The sequence below is a fragment of the Bifidobacterium tissieri genome (assembly GCF_002259645.1).
GTDB lineage: Bacteria > Actinomycetota > Actinomycetes > Actinomycetales > Bifidobacteriaceae > Galliscardovia > Galliscardovia tissieri.
In genome coordinates this window covers 375,994-396,525 of sequence record NZ_MWWV01000004.1, presented here as the reverse complement: position 1 = coordinate 396,525, position 20,532 = coordinate 375,994, and the positions used below count along the sequence as shown (strand labels likewise).

Annotated in this window: 16 protein-coding genes and 1 tRNA gene; 9 read left to right on the top strand and 8 right to left on the bottom strand. The window is 60.1% G+C overall.

The window, feature by feature from the left end; translation table 11 throughout:
* Positions 1 to 79 precede the first annotated feature (79 nt).
* Positions 80 to 688 (top strand): phosphatase PAP2 family protein, encoded by a 609-nt coding sequence (locus tag BTIS_RS04545; RefSeq protein ID WP_245819282.1) that lies wholly within the window; start codon positions 80 to 82, stop codon positions 686 to 688.
* Between the two features lie 112 nt (positions 689 to 800).
* Entirely contained in the window at positions 801 to 1,487 is a 687-nt protein-coding gene (locus BTIS_RS04540) for a sugar O-acetyltransferase (protein WP_245819281.1), read from the top strand.
* A 50-nt stretch (positions 1,488 to 1,537) separates the two neighbouring features.
* Here the strand turns inward: BTIS_RS04540 and BTIS_RS04535 are convergent, their stop codons facing one another.
* Complete coding sequence (locus BTIS_RS04535; protein ID WP_094663041.1) at positions 1,538 to 1,948, bottom strand: peptide deformylase; 411 nt, start codon at positions 1,946 to 1,948, stop codon at positions 1,538 to 1,540.
* Positions 1,949 to 2,176: 228 nt separating this feature from the next.
* Between BTIS_RS04535 and BTIS_RS04530 the strand changes: the two genes are divergently transcribed.
* Positions 2,177 to 3,199, top strand: coding sequence for an alpha/beta fold hydrolase (locus tag BTIS_RS04530; RefSeq protein WP_158216840.1), 1,023 nt, complete (start codon positions 2,177 to 2,179; stop codon positions 3,197 to 3,199).
* Between the two features lie 6 nt (positions 3,200 to 3,205).
* On the opposite strand, the gene BTIS_RS04525 is transcribed toward BTIS_RS04530, so the two are convergent.
* From BTIS_RS04525 to BTIS_RS04500, 6 genes are all read right to left on the bottom strand, one after another.
* Complete coding sequence (locus tag BTIS_RS04525; protein ID WP_094663037.1) at positions 3,206 to 3,967, bottom strand: potassium channel family protein; 762 nt, start codon at positions 3,965 to 3,967, stop codon at positions 3,206 to 3,208.
* A 256-nt stretch (positions 3,968 to 4,223) separates the two neighbouring features.
* Positions 4,224 to 4,300 (bottom strand) — tRNA-Ile (locus BTIS_RS04520).
* 194 nt (positions 4,301 to 4,494) lie between these two features.
* Positions 4,495 to 5,634: a 4-hydroxybutyrate dehydrogenase gene (locus BTIS_RS04515; protein ID WP_094663036.1), complete on the bottom strand. Its 1,140-nt coding sequence runs from the start codon at positions 5,632 to 5,634 to the stop codon at positions 4,495 to 4,497.
* 72 nt (positions 5,635 to 5,706) lie between these two features.
* The gene (gene gabT, locus BTIS_RS04510) at positions 5,707 to 7,041 is read right to left on the bottom strand and encodes a 4-aminobutyrate--2-oxoglutarate transaminase (RefSeq protein ID WP_094663034.1); all 1,335 of its coding nucleotides are present in this window, start codon (positions 7,039 to 7,041) and stop codon (positions 5,707 to 5,709) included.
* Between the two features lie 183 nt (positions 7,042 to 7,224).
* Complete coding sequence (locus BTIS_RS04505; protein WP_094663032.1) at positions 7,225 to 8,619, bottom strand: APC family permease; 1,395 nt, start codon at positions 8,617 to 8,619, stop codon at positions 7,225 to 7,227.
* Between the two features lie 141 nt (positions 8,620 to 8,760).
* Positions 8,761 to 9,654 carry a carbon-nitrogen hydrolase family protein gene (locus BTIS_RS04500; protein ID WP_211279425.1) on the bottom strand — a complete coding sequence of 298 codons (894 nt, stop codon included), beginning with the start codon at positions 9,652 to 9,654 and terminating at the stop codon, positions 8,761 to 8,763.
* A gap of 232 nt (positions 9,655 to 9,886) precedes the next feature.
* On the opposite strand from BTIS_RS04500, the gene BTIS_RS04495 reads away from it, so the two are divergent.
* The 4 genes from BTIS_RS04495 to BTIS_RS04480 all read left to right on the top strand — a co-directional run bounded on the left by BTIS_RS04495 (position 9,887) and on the right by BTIS_RS04480 (position 15,038).
* The gene (locus tag BTIS_RS04495) at positions 9,887 to 11,521 is read left to right on the top strand and encodes a PucR family transcriptional regulator (RefSeq protein WP_094663030.1); all 1,635 of its coding nucleotides are present in this window, start codon (positions 9,887 to 9,889) and stop codon (positions 11,519 to 11,521) included.
* A gap of 37 nt (positions 11,522 to 11,558) precedes the next feature.
* Positions 11,559 to 12,140: an IS607 family transposase gene (locus tag BTIS_RS04490; protein WP_094663028.1), complete on the top strand. Its 582-nt coding sequence runs from the start codon at positions 11,559 to 11,561 to the stop codon at positions 12,138 to 12,140.
* A complete protein-coding gene (gene tnpB / locus BTIS_RS04485; RefSeq protein WP_094663026.1) occupies positions 12,133 to 13,431 on the top strand; it encodes an IS607 family element RNA-guided endonuclease TnpB in 1,299 nt (432 codons plus the stop codon). The genes BTIS_RS04490 and tnpB overlap by 8 nt, the downstream gene beginning before the upstream one ends.
* A 254-nt stretch (positions 13,432 to 13,685) precedes the next feature.
* Positions 13,686 to 15,038 (top strand): NAD-dependent succinate-semialdehyde dehydrogenase, encoded by a 1,353-nt coding sequence (locus tag BTIS_RS04480; protein ID WP_094663024.1) that lies wholly within the window; start codon positions 13,686 to 13,688, stop codon positions 15,036 to 15,038.
* Between the two features lie 80 nt (positions 15,039 to 15,118).
* Here the strand turns inward: BTIS_RS04480 and BTIS_RS04475 are convergent, their stop codons facing one another.
* The gene (locus tag BTIS_RS04475) at positions 15,119 to 16,198 is read right to left on the bottom strand and encodes a LacI family DNA-binding transcriptional regulator (RefSeq protein ID WP_094663022.1); all 1,080 of its coding nucleotides are present in this window, start codon (positions 16,196 to 16,198) and stop codon (positions 15,119 to 15,121) included.
* A 247-nt stretch (positions 16,199 to 16,445) separates the two neighbouring features.
* On the opposite strand from BTIS_RS04475, the gene BTIS_RS04470 reads away from it, so the two are divergent.
* Together BTIS_RS04470 and BTIS_RS04465 are read left to right on the top strand one after the other, a co-directional pair.
* The gene (locus BTIS_RS04470) at positions 16,446 to 17,744 is read left to right on the top strand and encodes an MFS transporter (protein ID WP_094663020.1); all 1,299 of its coding nucleotides are present in this window, start codon (positions 16,446 to 16,448) and stop codon (positions 17,742 to 17,744) included.
* A gap of 43 nt (positions 17,745 to 17,787) precedes the next feature.
* Positions 17,788 to 20,481: a family 78 glycoside hydrolase catalytic domain gene (locus tag BTIS_RS04465; RefSeq protein ID WP_094663018.1), complete on the top strand. Its 2,694-nt coding sequence runs from the start codon at positions 17,788 to 17,790 to the stop codon at positions 20,479 to 20,481.
* The last annotated feature ends 51 nt before the right edge of the window (positions 20,482 to 20,532 follow it).

Sequence of the window (20,532 nt, the reverse complement as noted above, 5' to 3'; positions counted from 1 at the left end):
GAAAACATTGGGAAAACGAACATTTCGAATGGTCTGGAGAACGCTGTGGCGAAACTCGCGCAGCACGATTCTAGTGCCCATGGTAGCCATATTATGCGCGATCATGCCGGCCATCGGCACCGGACTGCGTGATTCGACGGAAACGATGCTGGAGGAGACGGAGTTTCTACAGTCGTTGCGTGATCTGCCCGTCGGATTCGACGTGATCTCCACGATACTGGCATGGGCGTTCTCCGGCATCGGATGCGTGATCATTATGGCGGCGCTCGCGTACGTGGCGTACCGCAGCAGCCGGTCGGTGCGCAATGTGGTGCGGAATCTGGTGGTGTCCGTCAGCCCCACCGCTTATGTGACCGGCGTGAAGCAGGTGGTGGAACGTCCGCGTCCTTCCACGTCCGCCGGTTCGTCACTATTGCCCGGTGATCCGAGTTTCCCCAGTGGGCACACCGCCGGCGCGGTCATGGTGGCCACCATGGGCGTACTGATGACGCGTGGCATGAAACGACGCATCCGACACGCGGTCGTGGCGATCGGCATTCTGCTGGTAGTCGTCGTCGGATTTTCCCGACTGGTGCTCGGCCTGCATTTCCCCACCGACGTGCTCACTTCGCTTCTGGTGTGTCCCGCGATCTCCTACGCCCTGTGGTACCTGTTCATCGACGTGGGCAAACGCCGCCGGTATCGATGAAATCGGTAATCGGCTCGCTCTGTCGTACCATGGTTGGCGTGATCATGATGGCAATGAGACGACGTCGTGAAACACTGCTGTGAAACCACATGACGATGAAACGAGGATGTTGATGAACGCTGAAGAAAAAGCGGAAATGCGCGAACATTTTGCCGAGATGCTCGGCGGCGACGTCTACCTGCCCACCGATCCGCGCTTCTTCCCGGTACAGGCGGCGCAGCGCGACCTGCAGATGGAACTCAACGCCACGCCGATGAGCAATCAGAAACGCAAAGCCGAACTCATGACCGAATTCTTCGGCGAAGCCGGCGAGGATCTCTATCTCGAATGCCCGGTATACGCCAACTGGGGGTGCAACACCTACTGGGGCGCGCACTGCTACGCCAACTTCAACCTCACCCTCGTGGACGACGGTGAGATCTTCATCGGCGATTATACGATGCTCGGACCGAACGTGACGCTTGTGGCCACGGGACATCCGGTACGTCCCGATCTACGACTCAAGGGCGCACAGTATTCGTTCCCCATTCACATTGGCAGGAACGTGTGGATCGGCGCGAATGTGACGGTCATGCCGGGCGTGACCATCGGCGACAACACCGTGATCGGCGCGAACAGTCTCGTCACCAAGGACATTCCCGCCAACGTGGTGGCGTTCGGTACGCCATGCACGGTGGTTCGTGACATCAACGAACACGACGACGAATACTACTGGCGCGACCGCCGATTCAACCCGCCGTTCGACAAGGTGATGGAAGCTGAGCCGTCCGAGAAATCGGCGGAAGGCTCAGCCGAGTAGACGCTCTACCGACACGAAAGCGATGACGGGCCGTGACCGCTTTCGTGCGATCAGATCACGATGCCGTTGCAGTGATCGATCTCATGCTGGATGATCTGTGCCGTCCAGCCGGCGAAATCCTCGGACCGATGTGCGAACGTCATATCGTCGAACGCCACCGTGATGCGACGATACCGTGTGGTCTCGCGCTCGCCGATCAGCGACAGGCAGCCCTCGCGGGTCCTGTACGGTTCCGACTGGGCGGTGATCCGAGGATTGAACATGGCCCGGGCGGTACCGTTGTCGTCGAACACGATCACCTGCTTGGCGATGCCGATCATGTTGGCCGCCATGCCCACGCATTCGTTGGCGTGCGCGGCAAGCGTATCCAGCAGATCCTGAGCCACCTTGCCATCGTTTCTGGTGGCGAGAGCGGACGGTTGCGACAGGAAGGCCGCGGAAGTCATGATCGGTCGACGCATAGGAGCTCCTTGATGGATGGTGACGATACGTGCTGACGGTCCGGTTGGTGACGGTTGTCACAACCGGACCGTTGACCGTTCCAGCTTACGGCAAGATCAACGCCCTGCCGAGTGCGGCCGACGCACAATACAGATATGACAGGCAGGAAAACATCCGAGGCATCGACACGGACGTCGATGCAGAGGCTATCGGAACCGCAACGGGTATTGTCACAGATGGCGACACGAATGAAACATGCCGGTCTCGGACGATGGCAGCCGGCGATCAGCGCACGGCACACAGTGATGCTCGGGGGAGTGCCGCAGAAGATCTCCGTGGAAGGCCCCGGAGGCGACGCGCCCGTCATGATCATGTTTCACGGCGGACCGTGGGCGCCATTCATCTACGGACTCGCCTACCGCGGCTTCTATCCGGAACTGTCCAGCCGGTTCACACTCGTATGGTGGGATCAGTACGGTTGCGGCAAGAACGCCCGACGACTGCACGACATCCCCGCCGACATCAGCGTGGAGACGTTCGCGCGCATGGCCATCGACTTGACCGATGAGATACGCCGTCGATTCCCGAACAGTCCGATCCTGCTCAACGGCTATTCGTTCGGCACTTATCTGACCATGCAGGTGGCCGCCGCCCGGGAAACGGACATCGCAGGCGCGATCAACCTCGGCCCAATCATGAACATGCGCGAAGCCACCGAACATTTCCGCACAGCATGCGAACCGTATCTGACCGATCGTGAACGACAACGAATGCTGCGACTGAGGAACAGCGGCCGATACGATCCCTACGCCGCCTATGTGGAACGACTGGCCGGCGCGTATACGGACTGCTGCCATTACCGAGGCCAGGACCGAGGCAAGGGCGGCATGATTCACGACGATGCCATGTTCCACCGCTGGTTGCTGCGACTGATCACATCCGGCGACTACCATCCGATCGACCTGATCGGCGCGGCCATGGGAACATTGCCATACGGTCGCCTCTCCCGCCGATTCCACACGCTCTGGGACTCCATGGAGAACATCGACCTGTGGGCGCTTGCCGAACATCTCGACATGCCCATCCTCTATCTGCAGGGGGATGCCGAACGATACGTATTGCCCGACGAACTGTCCGCGCTCGCTGCTCGCCGTTCCAACGTGCGGTATGTGCGGCTTGATCGTAGTGGGCATATTCCCAAGAGTCGGGCATGGGCGCAGGCGATGCGGGAGATGATCGCGTTTGGCGAGGAGATCACCGGCTGCCGTTGACCGTACCTACGAGGGCTTGTGTGCGTTTCGTTCGGCGGTGAGCAACGCGATCTGGGCGGATAGCGCGTCGATCTTGGCCTCCAACTGGGCGTCGCGGGCGGCGTCGGCCTTGGCATCCTCGTTGAGTTCACGACTCAGCTGCGCTTCCAGATTCGCTTCGATATGCGCCTCCAGATTCTGAGTGAACATCTTCTGATTACCGACCTGTACGCGTTCCATGATCCATGACGCCACCATGGCCGATACCACACCGATCAGTGTGATGCCGCCGAGCATGAGTGCCGCCGCGACCAGACGCCCCTGCCATGTCACGGGCGCATAGTCGCCGTAGCCGACCGTCGTCACCGTTACGAACGCCCACCATACGGCGTCGCCGAAGTCGTCGATCTGCCGGTCGGGGGAGTACTGCTCCACGTCGTACACGGTAAGCGCGCCCACATAGATCATCATGGCGACCGCGCCGACCACGTAGATGGCGATTCGGCCGCGTAACGCCATGCCGGACGTGCGGTTGAGCACCTTGAGCACCATGAACAGCCGAAGCAGTCGCAACGGTCGCAGCATCGGCAGCACCACGGTGGCGAGGTCGAACAGATGCCGGAAGAACCAGAACTGACGATTGTCGGACAGGATGAGCGACACGACGTAGTCCACCACGAACAGCACCCAGATCACGTTCATGATGCCTTCGGTGAGCAGCGTGCTGGCAGGTCGTGCGAGCACCTGATACGAGTAGGCGATCAGAAAGACCACGGCGGCACCGGTCATGGGCCACTCGGTCCAGCGACGCCACTGGTCGAGTGTGATGCGGCGGCGGGGATGGCATACGGGCTGTGGGGGCTGTGGAGGTTGCGGGGATCGCGGCGGCTGTGGGGATCGCGGCGGAATATTCGACTTCGTCGTCGGCTCTGACGGATTCATGATTCCAGAGTAACCCAGATGGATGGGGTATGCGGATGGAGTGTATTTCGTATTGAGGAATCGCGCGGCGTATTGCGGAATCGCGCGGAATGTGAAGTGAAGGTGGTGGGGCCGCAGGGGCTTGAACCCTGGACCGACGAATTATGAGTTCGCTGCTCTAACCGACTGAGCTACAGCCCCACGTTGCCGAGGCAACTTTTCCATAATAGCAAGGTGGGTGTATTGGAATAGAACGTGTCGTCGGCGTGACGCAATCCATGACGTATCGACGAACAATGGGTCTCAAACCCGATGGCTTGAAACCCATTGTTCGTATCGCTGTCGATATCGCACTGCTCGGCGATCCGATCAACGACTGGTCGGCAGTATTCCGATCAGTACAGCTCCTCGAAGATCTTGCGCACGCGATCAGCGTCAAGCGGTACGAAGTTGTTGCGCATCAGACGCTCCTGCGTGGTCATCACACGCTCGGTGAACTCGGGCAGATCCTCGCGGGTCACGCCGTACTCGTGCAGCGCCTTCTTGGGCAGCAGCTGGTTGATCAGGTTCTCCATCTCGTCGTACACATCGGCCACGTCGCAGCCGAGCACGTCGGCGATGACGGCGTTGAGCTTGGCGATCTCGCCGTCGGACTTGATCTCCATGTAGTTGCGCAGCACGCCGGTGAACATCGCGTAGTTGGATTCGCCGTGCGGCACGTGGTACTTGCCGCCCAGCTGGTAGCTCAGCGCGTGCACGGCCGCGCACCCGCCGGTGTCGAAGCTGATGCCCGCGTAGTCGGATGCGATCAGGAAGTCGTTCATGAGTTCGTTGCGCTTGGCGCGACGCTCATCACTGCCCGGAGCACCGGCCGCCACGATGGCCTTGTACCCGTTGAGGATGGTCTTCATGGCCTCGTAGCCGAACAGTTTGGTGTACGGCGTGGAGTTGGGGGAGAGCGTGGATTCCACCGAGTGCACGAGTGCGTCAAGCGAGCTGGTCATGAACACGTGGTCGGGCAGGCCGTACAGCAGTTCGGGGATGAGCACGGCGTGGTCGGCGAACATCTCGGGGCTGGCGATGCCGGCCTTGCATCCCAGGCGAGTGCGGTTGATGGCGGCGATCTCGGTGACCTCACTGCCGGTGCCGCACGTGGTGGGGATGAGCACCAGGTCGACCGTGCGCTTGAAATCGGGAAGATGATCGATCACGTCGTCGATGCTGGCGCCGTTCGCCACGGCCACCACCTTCGACATGTCCATCACCGCGCCGCCGCCGATGGCGACGATGCGATCGTAGTCGAACTTGCCGGCGTCGGCGATGATCTCGTCGATCATCACGTCGGTGGGTTCCTGATTGCCGTACTTGTCGACGAGCAGCACGTTCGCACCGTTGAGATACGGCTTGAGGAACTTGTCGTGAATCATTGCGATGCTGACGACCAGATCCTTTGGCCCCAGATCGAACGCGTCGGCGAAATCCTTGACGGTGGGGAATTGGAAGATGTCCTTCGGTCCCACGGTAAGCAACTTCATAATGATGTCCTTAGTACGCTGAACTGATAGATAGTGCGCTGAACTGATGGATGGAAGCGTTGGGGGGATCGCCTATTTGGCGCTTTCCTCGACGATGATCTCCTTGAGCACGTCGAGCGCCTCGGTGAGCTCCTCATCGGTGATGGTGAGCGTGGGCAGCAGACGGATCACATTGCCGTAGATGCCGCAGGTGAGCATGATCAGGCCTTCCTGAATGGTGCGCTTGGCGATGCGACCCACGAGCTCCTTGTTCGGTTCCATCGAACCGGGCTTGACGAATTCGATGCCGATCATGGCACCATGACCACGGACCTCGGCCACGGTGTCGAGTTCATCGACCAGCGGCTTCAGAGCGGCGTCGGCCACCTCGCCGATGTGCGCGGCGCGGGCGGGCAGATCCTTGCCCTCCATGAGCTTGACGGCCGCCAGTGCGGAGGCGCAGGAGACCGGGTTGCCGCCGTAGGTGCCGCCGATGCCGCCGGGCTGCACGCTGTCCATGATCTCGGCGCGGCCGGTGACCGCGGCGATCGGCATACCGCCGCCCAGCGCCTTGGCCGTGGTGATCAGATCCGGGACCACGCCGTCGTACTCGCAGGCGAACCACTTGCCGGAGCGGCAGAAACCAGCCTGAATCTCATCGGAGATGTACAGCACGCCGTTGTCGTGCGCCCAGTCAGCCAGTCCGGACAGGAAGCCGGGGGCCGGGACGATGAATCCGCCCTCGCCCTGAATCGGCTCGGCGATCACCGCGGCCACATTCTCGTGTCCCACCAGCAGTTCGATCTTCGCGGCGGCGGCCTTGGCGGCGGCCGCACCGTCGGTGCCGAACTCGTCACGCAGCGGGTAGCTGAACGGCACGCGGTAGATGTCGGGAGCGAAGGCGCCGAAGCCGCGCTTGTACGGCATCGACTTGGTGGTCATGGCCATGGTCAGGTTGGTGCGGCCGTGGAAGGCGTTCTCCATCACCACGACTGCGGAACGGCCGGTGTACTTGCGGGCGATCTTGACGGCGTTCTCAACGGCTTCGGCACCGGAGTTGACCAGCACGCTCTTCTTCGGGAAGTCGCCGGGCGTGTGCTCGGCGAGCTTCTTGCACACTTCGATGTAGTTGGCGTACGGCGTGGTGGCGAAGTTCGTGTGGGTGAGCTTGGCGACCTCGTCCTGCACGGCCTTGACCACTTCGGGGGCGCAGTTGCCCACGCCGGTGACGGCGATGCCGGATGCCAGATCGATGAAGCGGTTGCCGTCCACGTCGGTGATGGTGGCACCGGAGGCGGATTCGGCGAACACGGGCATGCCCTGGCCGACGCCGGCGCTCACGTACTTGTGGTGCTCCTCTTCAAGCGCCTGGGACTTGGGTCCGGGGATGGCGGTGACGAGCTTGCGTGCTACCTGAGGAACGGACATGATGATTCCTTTCTCTGGATGATGAAAACAGGGTGTTGATTGGTTGTCTTGGTTGTTGGAATTGGTGAATTGGTGAATTGGTGTAGTTGGTGGGTCGCCGTACGGTTTTGCCAGGTATGTGGCGACCCAAGTGTTGTGTTTGCTGCAGTGGTGTTTGCTCTGGCTGCTGATGCCTGTCGGCCATCAGTCGTGGGTGTATTCCGGCGGGTTGTGCTTGAATCCGCCGGTGAGCACGGCGAGGATCACCACGCCGATCGCCAGCCATGACAGTCCGAGAACCAGTGCGTGGACGTCGAGGTGCACGAGCAGATACAGGCAGAACAGTGCGCCGAGGATCGGCAGCAGGATGTTGCGGAGTGCGCCGCCGGAGAAGTCCTTCTTCCGCTGTTCGGCATTCGCCTTGAGATAGGCGACGATCACGCAGACGTTCACGAGGGTGAAGGAGGTGAAAGCGCCGAAGTTCACGAACGACGTGGACGTGGCCACGTCAAGGAACATGGCGATCAGGCCGACGGCCGCCACCAGCAGGATGGAAAGCACGGGGGTATCGAACCTGGCGCTGAGTCGGCCAAAGAACTTCTTCGGCAGCACGCCGTCGCGGCCCATCACGTACAGCAGTCGGGATGCGCTGGCCTGCGTGGCGATGCCGGAGGTGAACTGGCCGAAGCACAGGCCGGCGATGAACACGGAGGTGAACAGGTTGCCGCCGATTTGCGCGGCGATCTCATAGGCTGCGGAGGATTCGTCGATGAACACGCCGCCGGGGTGCACCAGCTGGGTGAAGTACGAGACGGCGATGAAGATCAGACCGCCGAGTCCGGCGATGAGCAGGATGGCGCGAGGCATGGTCTTCTTCGGGTTGCGGGTTTCCTCGCTCAGCGTGGTCACGGCGTCGAATCCGAGGAACGAGTAGGCTGCGATGGCACCGCCGGCCACGACCGCGGATAGTGATGATCCCTGTCCGATGAACGGGTCGGTGCTGATCAGAGCGGTCGCGCTGCCGCCGTCAACCACGGAGTGGATGGACAGTCCCACGAAGGTGATGATGACGAGCGCCTGGAAGGTCATCAGGGCGAAGTTGACCTTATCGGCCACGCTCAGGCCAACGATGTTGATGCCGGTGGTGATCACGATGAATCCAAGCACCCATGCCCAGATGGGAACGGCGGGGAATCGTGCGGACAGATAGGACGCGCCGATCAGCCACACCACCATAGGCAGGAACATGTAGTCGAGCAGCACCGCCCATCCGACAAGGAACCCGAGTTTGCGGCTGATCGTCTTGCCGACATACGTGTAGGCACTGCCGGCCTCCGGGTGGAGCACCGCCATACGGCCGTAGCTTCCGGCGGTGAACAGCATGGCGATCGTGGCTGCGGCGTAGCTCATGGCCGTGGCGCCGCGCGAGGTGGCGGAGATCACGCCGAACGTGCCGAGTACGATGATCGGGCACATGTAGGCCAGTCCGAGTAGCACGATGGAACGCAGTCCCATGGTGCGCTGGAGTTGGGGTGTGGATACGGTGGCTGTCACCGGTGTGGCATCTATGGCCGTGCCGGTAATGGTCTGCGTGGTCATGGCGATGTCCTCTCTATATTGTGCGAGCGGTTCGTTGTAGCGAATACTGCGATCGGGATATGGGGATGAGAGATGGAATTGAAGAATGAGAATTGCGGGCTTGCTGTGGAGCAATGGCAGGGCTTGGGCGTCTTGGCCGGCTTAGTCGACCGGTGCGCTCCAACGCTCCGGGTCGATTCGGCCTTCATAGAGCGGTAAGGGAACCGGGGTGTCGCCGGGGTGGAACTGCTCCCACACCTTGTTGGTGCCGCTGGTGCCGGTCTGGTGAATGCGCCGGACCTGATCGAGTTGCACGGTGGCGGTGATCAATCCCTCCTGGCTGCCGGTGATCTGTCGGATGACGTTGCCTTCCGGGTCCACCAGCACGGATTCCCCGACGCCTTGCGGGGCCGCCGCGTTGATGCTGGCCAGGAACGTCTGGTTGACGATGGCGTTGGCACGGGCCAGCACCAGTTCCTGACGGCGGTCCGGCGTGGTGGTGCGTACCAGATTGACGATCATGTCGGCACCGAGCCATGCCACCTGACGGGAAATCTCGGGGAACCAGGCGTCGTAGCAGATCGTCAGTCCGATCCGTCCCTTGCCGGGGATGTCGAATACGGTGAACGAATCGCCGGGAGTGTACTGCTCGAACGGGCGCCACGGACAGATCTTGCGGTAGGCGGCCACCAGTTCGCCAGCCGGGGAGAACACGGGGGCGGTGTTGAAGATTCCGCCGTGCCCATCCTGTTCGGGAACGGTTCCGGGGATGAGCCAAATGTCGAGTTCCCGGGCGAGCGCCTTGAGGTTCTCGGTCAGTTCGTCGTGAAAATCGGTGGCGGCGGCGATTTCGCTGCGCCGCGCCTGATCCTGTGGCAGGTCACCGGTGCCGAACAGGTGCATTTCGGGAAAGATCACGAGTTCGGGGCGAGCGCCTGCGGTGGAATGGACGTCTACGATGTGCCGGACGGAATTCGCGAACCTGCCGAAGGGCTTGCCGGTCGGCAGCTGGCTGTACTGAGCCATGGCGATGGTCAGTGCGCTGAGCTCGGTCATTGCCTTCTCCTTAGGTTGGGGTCGGGGGTTGAATCGATTGTGCGGAACGGGGAAAATCGTTCTCGCTACTGGGATTCGTCAGTCCCGACGGGGGTGTTCCGACGTCTGTGTTCGTCGTTGGTTCCCAAAGATATGACCGGTTGCAACAGAATGTTATGGACAATACGGAGTAAATAGTCGAAAATCGTGGACGAATTGTCTTCAATAACGGTTTTCGGCGTATGGTGAAGACATGTCGATCACCGTGAATGCCTTGCTGAAACAACGATCCCTGCATCTTTCCCTTGTGGTGGAGGGGGCTGCGGGATGTTTGGATACGCCGATCTCGTGGGTGCATTCCTCGGAATCCGCCGATCCTACGCCATATCTGGAAGGTGGCGAGCTGTTGCTGCTCACCGGATTGCTTATGCCCGAGGATGATCCGGGGGAGGATTTTCGTTTGTATGCGGACCGGCTGGCGAAATGCGGCATCCGTGGCATTGGATTCGGCGTGGGCGTGCATCATGCGGCCATTCCCGAATGGCTGGTCCGGCAGTGTGAGGCGAGTGAGATCCCGCTGTTCTCCGTGCCGTTGGAGGTGTCGTTCATCGCAATCACGAAAACCATCTCCCGTGGTATCGCCGACGACAAGCAGCAGGGGTTCGCCAGATTGTATCGCAATCAGCAGCAGTTGCTGCGCTCGGTGCATACGCTCGATCCGGTGAGCACGATCGTGTCGAAGACCGCCGAGCTGATCGGCGGTTGGGCGGCGTTGTTGAATCCGGCGGGCACGGTGATCGAATCGTCGCATCGGTTCCTGCCTGTCGAAATGAGCGCTCTTGGTGATGCGTTGACGTTCAGTGTGCTTGGCGAGGCGAAGTTCGTGGCCATGCGCGGCTATGACATCGCCGCGTTTCACATCGCGTCTCCGACCGGTCAGACCCTGGGGTATCTGGTCGCCGGCCATCGTGGTGAGAAGGGTACGCTTGACCATCCGTTGGCGGCGCAGGCGGCGGCGTTGCTGTCGCTGGCCATCAGCGGTTCGGCCGACGCGAATCGCGCGCTGGGCCGGTTGCGTGCGGCCATGATGCGGCAGTGCCTGGAGGGCGGTGCCGAACTCGTGCGTCCGTACGCCTCCGATCTGTGGGATGGCATGCCTGCCGAACCGTTGACCGTGCTGCGCGTCACCGGGGAGCAGGAGGCGTTGGAGGCTGCACAGCGCCTGTTCGAACCGTTCCGCAAATCCTTGGCCAAGAACATGAATCCCGCAGTGTTCGGCATGATCGAGAACGACCTATGGGTGGTGGTTTCCCAGTCGAACGTGGGGGAGTGGGTGGAGGGTCTGCTCCGTGACTCCCGTGTGATCGTCGGATTGTCGTCGGGATGCATTTGGAGGGATCTGCCGAGGGCTCGACATGAGGCGTATCAGGCGGCGTCCGAGGCCATGACGTCGGGCCTGCAGTCATTGCGATATGGGCAGCGTGAGGGCGCGGGATCATTGGAGGGCATGGTGGAGCCGTCGAGGATGCGCGCCTTCGCCGATCTGAAACTCGCTCCGATATCGTCGCTGGTGTTCAATCTGTCCGTGGGGCCGCACGGTGGGCGTGATGGTTCCCCGGCGTCCGTGCAGCCCGACGACTGGGGTGAGCCGGACGGCATGAGTCTGCATGCCGTGGATGTACTGCGCACTTGGCTGCAGTGCCGCGGTAAAACCGAGGAGGTGTCCCGAACGCTGGGCATCCACCGCCATACGGTGACCAAATACATGACCCAGATCGCCAAGGCGCTATCCGTGGACCTCACCGACCCGCAGACGACCGCCGAACTCTGGTTCGCCTGCAAATTCACCCGCTTCCCCGAAAAGGGCTGTCACCTGATGCTGTGTTGATTTGTTTTTCCTTGTTTTGGTGTGTTATGATTGTGTCATGCGTGCAAAGGAATGGGCGGCTCGTGAGGGTTTGAACGAGCAGACGGTGTGGAAGTGGTGTCGTGAGAATCGTATGCCCGTCCCGTTCGAGCGGTCGGGGAGCGTTTGGCTCATCCACGACCCGAAATACGAGACCCCCGCCGTCCCCGCCGTAGGCAACCGCACCGTCTGCTATGCGCGGGTCTCCTCCGCCGACCAGAAGACGGATTTGCAACGTCAGGCGGACCGGTTGAAGGCGTTCGCCATCAACATGGGCGTCGAATCCCCGGAGGTGGTCACGGAGACAGGTTCGGGCATGAACGACAGGCGGCGCAAATTGAACCGCATCCTCGCGGACCCGACCGTGGGCATGATCATCGTGGAGCATCGCGACCGTCTTGCCCGCATGAACGCGGGACTGGTCGAAAGCGCGTTGAAGGCGGCGGGACGACGGCTGATCGTCGTGGATGACACGGAGCTGGATGATGATCTGGTGCGTGACATGACCGAGGTGCTGACCTCGTTCTGCGCGCGCCTCTACGGTCGGCGTGCCGCACGGAACAAGGCGGAGGCCGCGTTGAAGGCGGCTCGTGATGCTTGAGGCGGTCAAGGTGGCGTTGGACCCGACCCCCGTGCAGGAGCGTCTGTTGGTCGCGCATGCGGGTGCGGCACGGTTCGCATTCAACGCAGGTCTTGCCCATGTCAAGACGATGATCGACTCGCAGGAGAAGCCGGAGTGGTCGCTGTATGCGCTGCGACGCTGGTGGAATGCCAACAAGAACACGCTGGCCGTGGACGGGAACGGTGTGCCGTGGTGGCCGGAGAACAGCAAGGAGGCGTACAACAGCGGACTGGAATCATTGTCCGACGCGCTCATGAACTGGTCGAAAAGCCGGAAGGGACGACGCAAAGGCCGTCGCGTCGGCTTCCCCAAGTTCAGGGCGAGGAATCGGACGACACCCCGGTTCGCGTACACGACCGGCTCATACGGTCTGATCGACGGTGACGCGAACGCACTTAAATTACCGAGGATTGGCCGCGTGCACTGCATGGAGAACGTCACCGCCCGCGTCGGCGGCGCTCGGGTGCTGCGCATGACCGTCAGCCGACACGCGGGACGCTGGCATGCCTCGCTGACCGTGGAACGCGCCGACCCCACGCCGACCATCCCATCCAAGGGCGGCGCGGTCGGCATCGATCTGGGAGTCAGGACACTGGCCGTATTGTCGGACGGCACCATGATCGCCAACCCGCGCACGCTCAACATGGGCGAACGCCGGTTGAAACACGCGCAGAAGGCGTTGTCCCGCAAGACGAAAGGCTCGAACCGCCGCCATAGGGCGCGCGAACGGGTCTCGCGTCTGCACGCGCGCGTCGCCAACCAGAGGCGCGACCTGCTGGACAAGCTCACCACACGGCTCGCCGTCACGTATTCGGACATCTGCATCGAGGACCTGAACGTGAACGGCATGGTCAGGAACCATCGGCTCGCCAAGGCGATCATGGACGCGTCGTTCTTCGAGCTGCGCCGCCAACTGGAATACAAGACCGCACGCACCGGCACTCGACTGCACGTCATCGACCGCTGGTATCCGTCAAGCAAGCGTTGCTCGAACTGCGGGAAAGTGAAAGCCAAACTCTCCCTCAATGAGCGTGTCTACCATTGCGACGGGTGCGGTCTCATCATCGACCGCGACCTCAACGCCGCGATCAACATCAAGGTCGCCGGGAGTGCCCCGGAGACCCTAAACGCACGTGGAGCGGGCGTAAGACCCGCCACCCTCCGGGGTGGCGGGCAATCCGCAGTGAAACGTGAACCAAGCAGCCGCACACACGGCGTGAGACTTGGAGCGAACACTCGCAAGAGCGTTCTGCAAGCTAAAACAAACTAGCCTGCAACGGTAAGGGCGGTTTGGGGCCGGCCGGCGGTTCGCTTTCGGTCAACGATTGGTTTGCACTCAACACGGCGATTGATATTCGGTTTACGAATGGCAATCGCTATATTGTTTCGAATAAGAAAATAAATCTCGTATAACGATAACGAAATCGAAACCAAGTGAGCATACAACTGGATTCCAGCAACGAATCGCGAATCATTTGTCATGACCGGTCGTCAGGCACGCGTCATGGCGCGAAAGGAGTCGACATGAGCATGTATGCGGTAACGAACCCGGCCACCGGCGAGGTCGAGGAGACCTACGAAACGTTCACCGACGAACAGATTGCCGCAACCGTGGATAAGGCGCAGGAGGCCTACGCCACCTGGGGCAAGACGTCCATCGCCGAGGAGCGCGCGGAACTGCTGCGTAAAGTGGCCGACCTGTATCTTGAACGCGAAGACGAACTCGCCGAGATCATCAACCACGAAATGGGCAAGAAACTCGACGAATGCCGAGTGGAGGTGGAGTTCTCCTCCGCCATCTACCGGTACTACGCGGACAACGGCCCGGCATTCATGGCCGATACGCCGATCAAGCGCGAGGCGGAGGGCTCTGCGGTGATTCGACACAAGTCAGTCGGACCGTTGCTTGGCATCATGCCGTGGAACTACCCGTACTATCAGGTGGCGCGCTTCGCCGGCCCCAACCTCATGCTCGGCAACACGATCATCCTCAAGCACGCACCGCTATGCCCCAAGTCCGCCGAAGCCATGGAACGGATCTTCCTCGACGCAGGCTTCCCGGAAGGCGCATACTCCAAGGTGTACGCCACCAACGAGCAGGCCGCCGACATCATCGCCGACCCCCGCGTGCGCGGCGTCTCCCTCACTGGATCCGAACGTGCCGGCACCGCGGTCGCATCCGAAGCCGGCAAGGCACTCAAGAAAGTGGTGTGCGAGCTCGGCGGCAGCGATCCGTTCATCCTGCTCAGCACGAACGACATGGACGCCGTGGTCGAAGCCGCCGTGGCCGGACGCTACGAGAACTGTGGTCAGGTGTGCAACGGCTCCAAGCGATTCATCGTGATCGACTCCCTGTACGACGAATTCCTCGACAAGTTCAAGAAGGCGTCGGCGACCGTGGAACTCGCCCCGCTGTGCTCCGAGGCAGCCGCCGAGCGCCTCGCCGAACAGGTCGCCCGCGCCGTGGAAGCTGGTGCCACCCTCGAATACGGCGACGGCAGGAACGACGGAGCGTTCTTCAAGCCCACCATTCTCACGAACATCCCCGAAGATTCCCCCGTGCGCTACGAGGAATTCTTCGGACCGGTCGCCCAGTTCTACCGGGTGTCCAGCGAGGAGGAGGCCGTGGCGCTCGCCAACGACACGTCGTTCGGCCTCGGCTCCTACGTGTTCACCACCGATGAGGAACAGGGCGAGCGCATCGCCGACGAACTGGAGACCGGCATGACCTATATCAACGAGGTCGGCGCCGACTCGTGCGAACTGCCGTTCGGCGGCGTGAAGAACTCCGGATTCGGCCGTGAGCTCGGATCGCTCGGCATGGGCGAGTTCGTGAACCTCAAGCTCGTCTGCACCAACGCGGTGGGCCGGTTCTAGGTTTGCTTGTGTTGTCGTTTGCTTGGGTGTGAGTGCAGAATCTTGGCCGGTTGCAGTGTGCGTTGCAGCCGGCCAAGATACTATCTGATCGTGGATTCTCGAAGTGTGATTGTGGGCGGGCAGAGCACGGTGGAATGAATGTGCTCGTCGGGATTGCGGATCTCATCGAGTAATAGTCGCGCGGCGCGCCGGCCCATGTCTTCGCCGGGATTGTTGACGGTCGTCAGCCGTATCGGTCCGCGTTCGGCGAAGGTGTTGTTTTCCGTTCCTGCGACAAGGAAGTCGTGGGGAATGCGATTGGCGAGCGCTTCGATGATGCCATTGGCCACGGCGTCGGAGCAGCAGATGATGCCGATTGGGTGGTGTTCGTCGGTGCTGTGATCGGCGTTGTCGTGGCTGGCGTACCGTTCGGATAGGCGGTGTCCCAGATCGAGGCCGTCTTCAAACAGGAATCCTTGGGAGTCGAGGAATTCCAGAGTGGTGTTGGGGGCTCGTCGTACCGCGCGTCCGATGCCTTCGTAACGCTCTTCGACGGGTTGGAATTCGAATCCGTGTCCGGCGTAGATGATGGTGTGGCATCCTTGCTCGATGAGGTGTGTTGCCGCAAGGTATCCGCCTTGCGTATTGTCTTCGGCCACGTTGCAGCAGGATATGTCGTCTGTGCGTTCCACGTGGTCGACTACGACGACGGGGATATCGTGGCTTTGGATTCTGCTGATGTCCTCGGACGAATCGCGCGATGTGCTGAGCAGTAATCCCGATACCGGCAGCGAAAGGAATGCGTCGATCAGGCGACGCTGTTCCGTTTCGTCGGTGAGGGAGTTCGACGCCATGAGAATCATGCCGTTGTCGTTAAGGACCTCCTGGGCGCCTTGGAAGATTGAGGTGTAGATGGAGTTCTCCACGCTGGACATGATGAACGGCACGATGGGTTTGCGCTTGACGGTCGGCGTTTCGGATTGCCTGCGGCGGTATCCCAGTTGTTCGATGGCTTGTTCGACGCGCTGTTTCATGAGATCCGAAACGCGATCCGGGTAATTGAAATAATTTGAAACTGTGCCGATGGATACGTTGGCCAGCGTGGCGACATCGGTGACGTTGGGGCGATGCCGTGGCGTGGTGTTGGGCTGATCGTTGCCGTGTTCGCTGGTTTGTGCCATGGGCTTTCGTATCCTTTGTTGCCTTGAAAATACTGGATTCCATAGTACAGGAGAAGTGCATGGTTCTGTGATTTCGCGAGGGTGCTATGGCAATGAAATGAAATTTCAAACCAAGATTTGACAATTTCAATAAAATGTCGATATGATTTCAAACAACTTCATCTTGAACAGTGATGACAGGTGAAGGGGGAAGACGATGTTGTTCGACCCTGCCGGATGTACTGCACGCCAACGCGAAGGAGCGGAAATGACAAACACACCGGTGAAATTGGACCCTCGATATTGGAAACTCTCCATCAACGCATCCATGGCCTCGTATCTGGATGCGGCCATTCTGATCTCTGCCGGCATCGCTCTGCCGCTGTGGACCGAGCGATTCTCCATGAATACCTGGTGGGTGGGTGCATTGAGCACCATCCTCACACTGAGTGTGGCGGTCGGGTCCTTCTTCGGAGGACGACTGTCCGACAGGTTTGGACGCGTGATGGTCTTCAACCTCGATATTCTGTTTGTGGTGATCGGCGCGCTTGTCGTGGCGTTCGCGCCCAACCTCGCAGTGCTGGTCGCTGGCATTGTGATCGTCGGTCTGGCATCAGGCGCGGACCTTCCCACATCGCTGGCCGTGATATCCGAACGCGTTCCTGAACGGTTCCAAGGCAAGATCATTTCGTCCACCGAGCTGTTCTGGCTGGGCGGCATCGTGATTCCTCAAGGCGTGGGATTCCTGGTGGCAGGCATCGGTTATGCGGGCATTTATGTCATGTTCGGACTGATCGCGTTGATCGCCTTGATCACGTGGCTCGTCCGTATCGCTATGCCGAGTTTCAAGGTGCTTGAAGACGAACTGCTGGCTGAAAACGCGGCTGAGAACGCGGCGCACGGTGGCAATGGAGACAAGGCGTATCCGCTCAGTGGACTGCTGGGTAACAAGCGTTTCCTTGTTCCGCTGATCTTCCTCACCGTGTACTACCTGATGTGGAATCTCTCGGCCAACACGTGGGGTTCGTTCCAAACCTATTTCATGGTCACCATCGGCGGTCGTAGCCAGTCCTATGCCACGGCCGTTGGATTCATCGCCAACGTACTTGCCATCATCACCACCTACGCGGTGTTCGTGCGGTTCGCCGACACATCCAAGCGCTACATTGTCATGATCGTGGGTGTGACGTGCGGCATCCTCTCCTGGGTGGTGTCCGCGTTCGCCGGTGGACAGTGGATGGTGTTCACCATCTGCTATGTGATCTACTCAATCACCAACACCCTGCATGGCGAACCCATCTACAAGATCTGGAGTCAGCAGCTGTTCCCCGCCAATGCGCGCGCCACGGCCACCGGATTCACCTATGCGATCGTGCGATTCCTCACCGCGATCTTCGGATTCGTCACTCCGTCCCTGATGGCATATTCGCCGTCATTGCTGCTGTGGATTCTCGTCGGTGTGCTCGTGCTCTCGCTCGTCACTGCACTGTGTGCCATGAAATTCATTCGAAACCACGAGATTCCGGATCCGCGTTTTAATCCGAAGGCCCTTAACGGCACCAAATGAGCGTTTCGGAATGATCTCGTCACAATCGTAAGGAAGGAACATCATGATTGCGGCCCCGGTGAATATGAAAGTCGAGCATTTCGACGGTGACGTACTAGGCATCGGTACGGCGACTCCGCGACTGTCGTGGCAATACACGCAGACACTGCCGACTAACGCCAAAGTCGAACTGCGTATTTGTCGACGTAAACCGCGTCACGGCACTGGAGAAGATCACGCCATCATTTCCGTCGCTGATAATGTTCTTCTGCCGTGGCAGTTCGCGCCACTTGACTCACGCGAACTCGTCGAGGCAATGGTACGTGTTATCACGACGGATGATGTGGGGGAGTGGTCCGAACCAATACGTTTCGACGTCGGCCTACTCCAGCCGCATCAGCGCGTGGCCGATTTCATCGGACCATCCTGGCCGGAATTCCAGACCGACCACCGACACCAGCCGATCGTCCGCACCGAATTCGATCTGCCACGCAAGCCCGTGCTCGCCCGGCTTTACCTCACCGCACTTGGCTTGGTTGAAGCCGAACTCAACGGTAGCAAGGTCGGCAATGACGTGCTTAACCCCGGTTGGACCAGCTACGACAATCGAGTGGAATGCTGGACCTACGACGTGCTCGACCAGCTGAACATCGGTCGCAATGCGATGGGATTCTGGCTGGCCGACGGCTGGTATCGCGGACGCGTCGGATTTGATGGCGGCGAAGCGAACGTGTGGGGAGACCGTATCGGCGTATTCGCACAACTCGAAGTCACCTACGCTGACGGTACGCGGCAATCATGGTATTCCAATTCCTCCGACGAGCAATGGAAAATCACTCTCGGACCGATCACACGATCGAACATGTACGAGGGAGAGTATTACGACGCCCGACTCGAGCAGTCCGGTTGGAGCATGCCTAGATTCGATGACTCCGATTGGAAGCCCGTCAGCGAGATCCCATTTGACGAGCATCGTATCGAGTTCCCCGTCATGGAAGCCATTCAGCCCGACGGTACCAATACGCCATCATCCATCGAACGCATCGGCGAGACCGATGATGGTCGCGGCATCTGGATGATCGACATGGGGCAGAACTGCTCGCAACGGATGAATATCCACTTCCGAGGACTTTCGGCAGGACAGAACGTCACCATCGAACACGTCGAAGTGTTGGACGGGAACGGCGAGCCGGTTCAGCGTATCCTCCACCGTGGAGTGCAACGTGACCGATACACGTCCAATGGATGCGATTCCTGGTGGGAACCACGGTTCACCATGCACGGATTCCGTTACGCACGCATCACCGGGCTTCCGGAACTCACCGTCGCAGATGTGCGTTGCACCGTATACCACACGGCCATGGAACGCACAGGCTGGTTCGAATCCTCAAACCCCATGGTGAACGCGTTGCACCGAAATACCGTATGGGCCATGAAGTCCAACTTCATGTCCATCCCCACCGACTGTCCGCAACGTGACGAACGTGTGGGATGGACCGCTGACATTGCCGTATTCGCACCCACTGCGCTGTACCTGTATGACGCCACCGGATTTCTACGCAACTGGATGCGTGACGTGTCTTTTGAACAACGCAAGACCGGAACCGTGCCGTTCTATATTCCCTACGTGCCTATGGGGATCTGGTCTGATCCTGCGGCCATTGCGCTGTGGGGCGATGCGGCGGTACTCGTGCCATGGGCAGTGTATATGTCCAGCGGAGATACGCAGATTCTGTCGGAAAGCTATGATTGCTCGATCGCATGGATGAACGAGGTCACGGGATATCTTTCCCCGGATGGCGTATGGGACCGACGGCCGGACTATGCCATCGGACAGCTGGGGGATTGGCTCGATCCGCAGGCTCCGCCTGAAGAGCCCGATCGTGCCATGACCGCCAAGGAACTTGTGGCCACCGCATTCTATGTACACAGTTGTGATCTGATGGTACGTATTGCGAACACGCTGGGACGGCGGGATGATGCGGAGCGCTTTATGAAATTGGCCGAACATGCACGTCGTGGATTCCGAGCTCGATTCATCGTGACAGGCACCGGCTCCGATGCTCGCATGACGTCCGATACGCAATGCGCCTATGCGCTCGCCATCATGTTCGGTCTGGGAGATGGTGCTGCGCAGGAGCGGTCGTTCGGCAATCGACTGGCCGAACTGGTCAGACTTGCCGACGGCAGAATCGGTACCGGATTCGCCGGCACGCCGTTCGTGTTGCCGGCGCTCACCCGCACCGGGCATATGGATGAGGCGTATGCGCTGTTCCTGTCCACCAAATGTCCCAGCTGGATGTATCAGATCACCATGGGTGCCACCACTACATGGGAACGTTGGGATTCCATGTTGCCGAATGGTGAGGTTAACCCCGGTGGCATGACGTCGTTTAATCATTACGCTCTGGGTTCGGTAAACGATTGGGTGCATACCACGGTTGGTGGCATTGCGCCGATGGAACCGGGGTGGAAACGGATTCTTGTGGCACCTCGACCGGGCGGTGGCATCACGCACGCGGCGACCTCGCACATGAGTCCGTATGGCATGGTCGGTATTGAGTGGAGTGTGACATCTGCAAAGGATGCGGATCGTGCAGAGACTGCAGGTTGCGATGATGGTCTGATGTCGATTCATCTGACCGTCCCTTATGGGGCCATTGCTGTGTTGCGACTACCGGGCTCTGATGATGTCGAATATCCGGGAGGTGATTACGACATCAGCGTGCCATGGAGAGAGAAGAATCAGTCCGTCTGATATTGCGAATACCGGATTTTGAATGATGTATCCATACGAAATCCGTATCGT

Bases quoted from the DNA above. Each gene is read 5' to 3' on its own strand.
- BTIS_RS04545 (WP_245819282.1), top strand. From the start codon at position 80: ATGGTAGCCATATTATGCGCGATCATGCCGGCCATCGGCACCGGACTG.
- BTIS_RS04490 (WP_094663028.1), top strand. From the start codon at position 11,559: ATGCGTGCAAAGGAATGGGCGGCTCGTGAGGGTTTGAACGAGCAGACG.
- BTIS_RS04500 (WP_211279425.1), bottom strand. From the start codon at position 9,654: ATGACCGAGCTCAGCGCACTGACCATCGCCATGGCTCAGTACAGCCAG.
- BTIS_RS04525 (WP_094663037.1), bottom strand. From the start codon at position 3,967: ATGACCGGTGCCGCCGTGGTCTTTCTGATCGCCTACTCGTATCAGGTG.
- gabT (WP_094663034.1), bottom strand. From the start codon at position 7,041: ATGTCCGTTCCTCAGGTAGCACGCAAGCTCGTCACCGCCATCCCCGGA.
- BTIS_RS04540 (WP_245819281.1), top strand. From the start codon at position 801: ATGAACGCTGAAGAAAAAGCGGAAATGCGCGAACATTTTGCCGAGATG.
- BTIS_RS04535 (WP_094663041.1), bottom strand. From the start codon at position 1,948: ATGCGTCGACCGATCATGACTTCCGCGGCCTTCCTGTCGCAACCGTCC.
- BTIS_RS04470 (WP_094663020.1), top strand. From the start codon at position 16,446: ATGACAAACACACCGGTGAAATTGGACCCTCGATATTGGAAACTCTCC.
- BTIS_RS04475 (WP_094663022.1), bottom strand. From the start codon at position 16,198: ATGGCACAAACCAGCGAACACGGCAACGATCAGCCCAACACCACGCCA.
- BTIS_RS04480 (WP_094663024.1), top strand. From the start codon at position 13,686: ATGAGCATGTATGCGGTAACGAACCCGGCCACCGGCGAGGTCGAGGAG.
- tnpB (WP_094663026.1), top strand. From the start codon at position 12,133: ATGCTTGAGGCGGTCAAGGTGGCGTTGGACCCGACCCCCGTGCAGGAG.
- BTIS_RS04515 (WP_094663036.1), bottom strand. From the start codon at position 5,634: ATGAAGTTGCTTACCGTGGGACCGAAGGACATCTTCCAATTCCCCACC.
- BTIS_RS04495 (WP_094663030.1), top strand. From the start codon at position 9,887: ATGTCGATCACCGTGAATGCCTTGCTGAAACAACGATCCCTGCATCTT.
- BTIS_RS04530 (WP_158216840.1), top strand. From the start codon at position 2,177: ATGAAACATGCCGGTCTCGGACGATGGCAGCCGGCGATCAGCGCACGG.
- BTIS_RS04465 (WP_094663018.1), top strand. From the start codon at position 17,788: ATGATTGCGGCCCCGGTGAATATGAAAGTCGAGCATTTCGACGGTGAC.
- BTIS_RS04505 (WP_094663032.1), bottom strand. From the start codon at position 8,619: ATGACCACGCAGACCATTACCGGCACGGCCATAGATGCCACACCGGTG.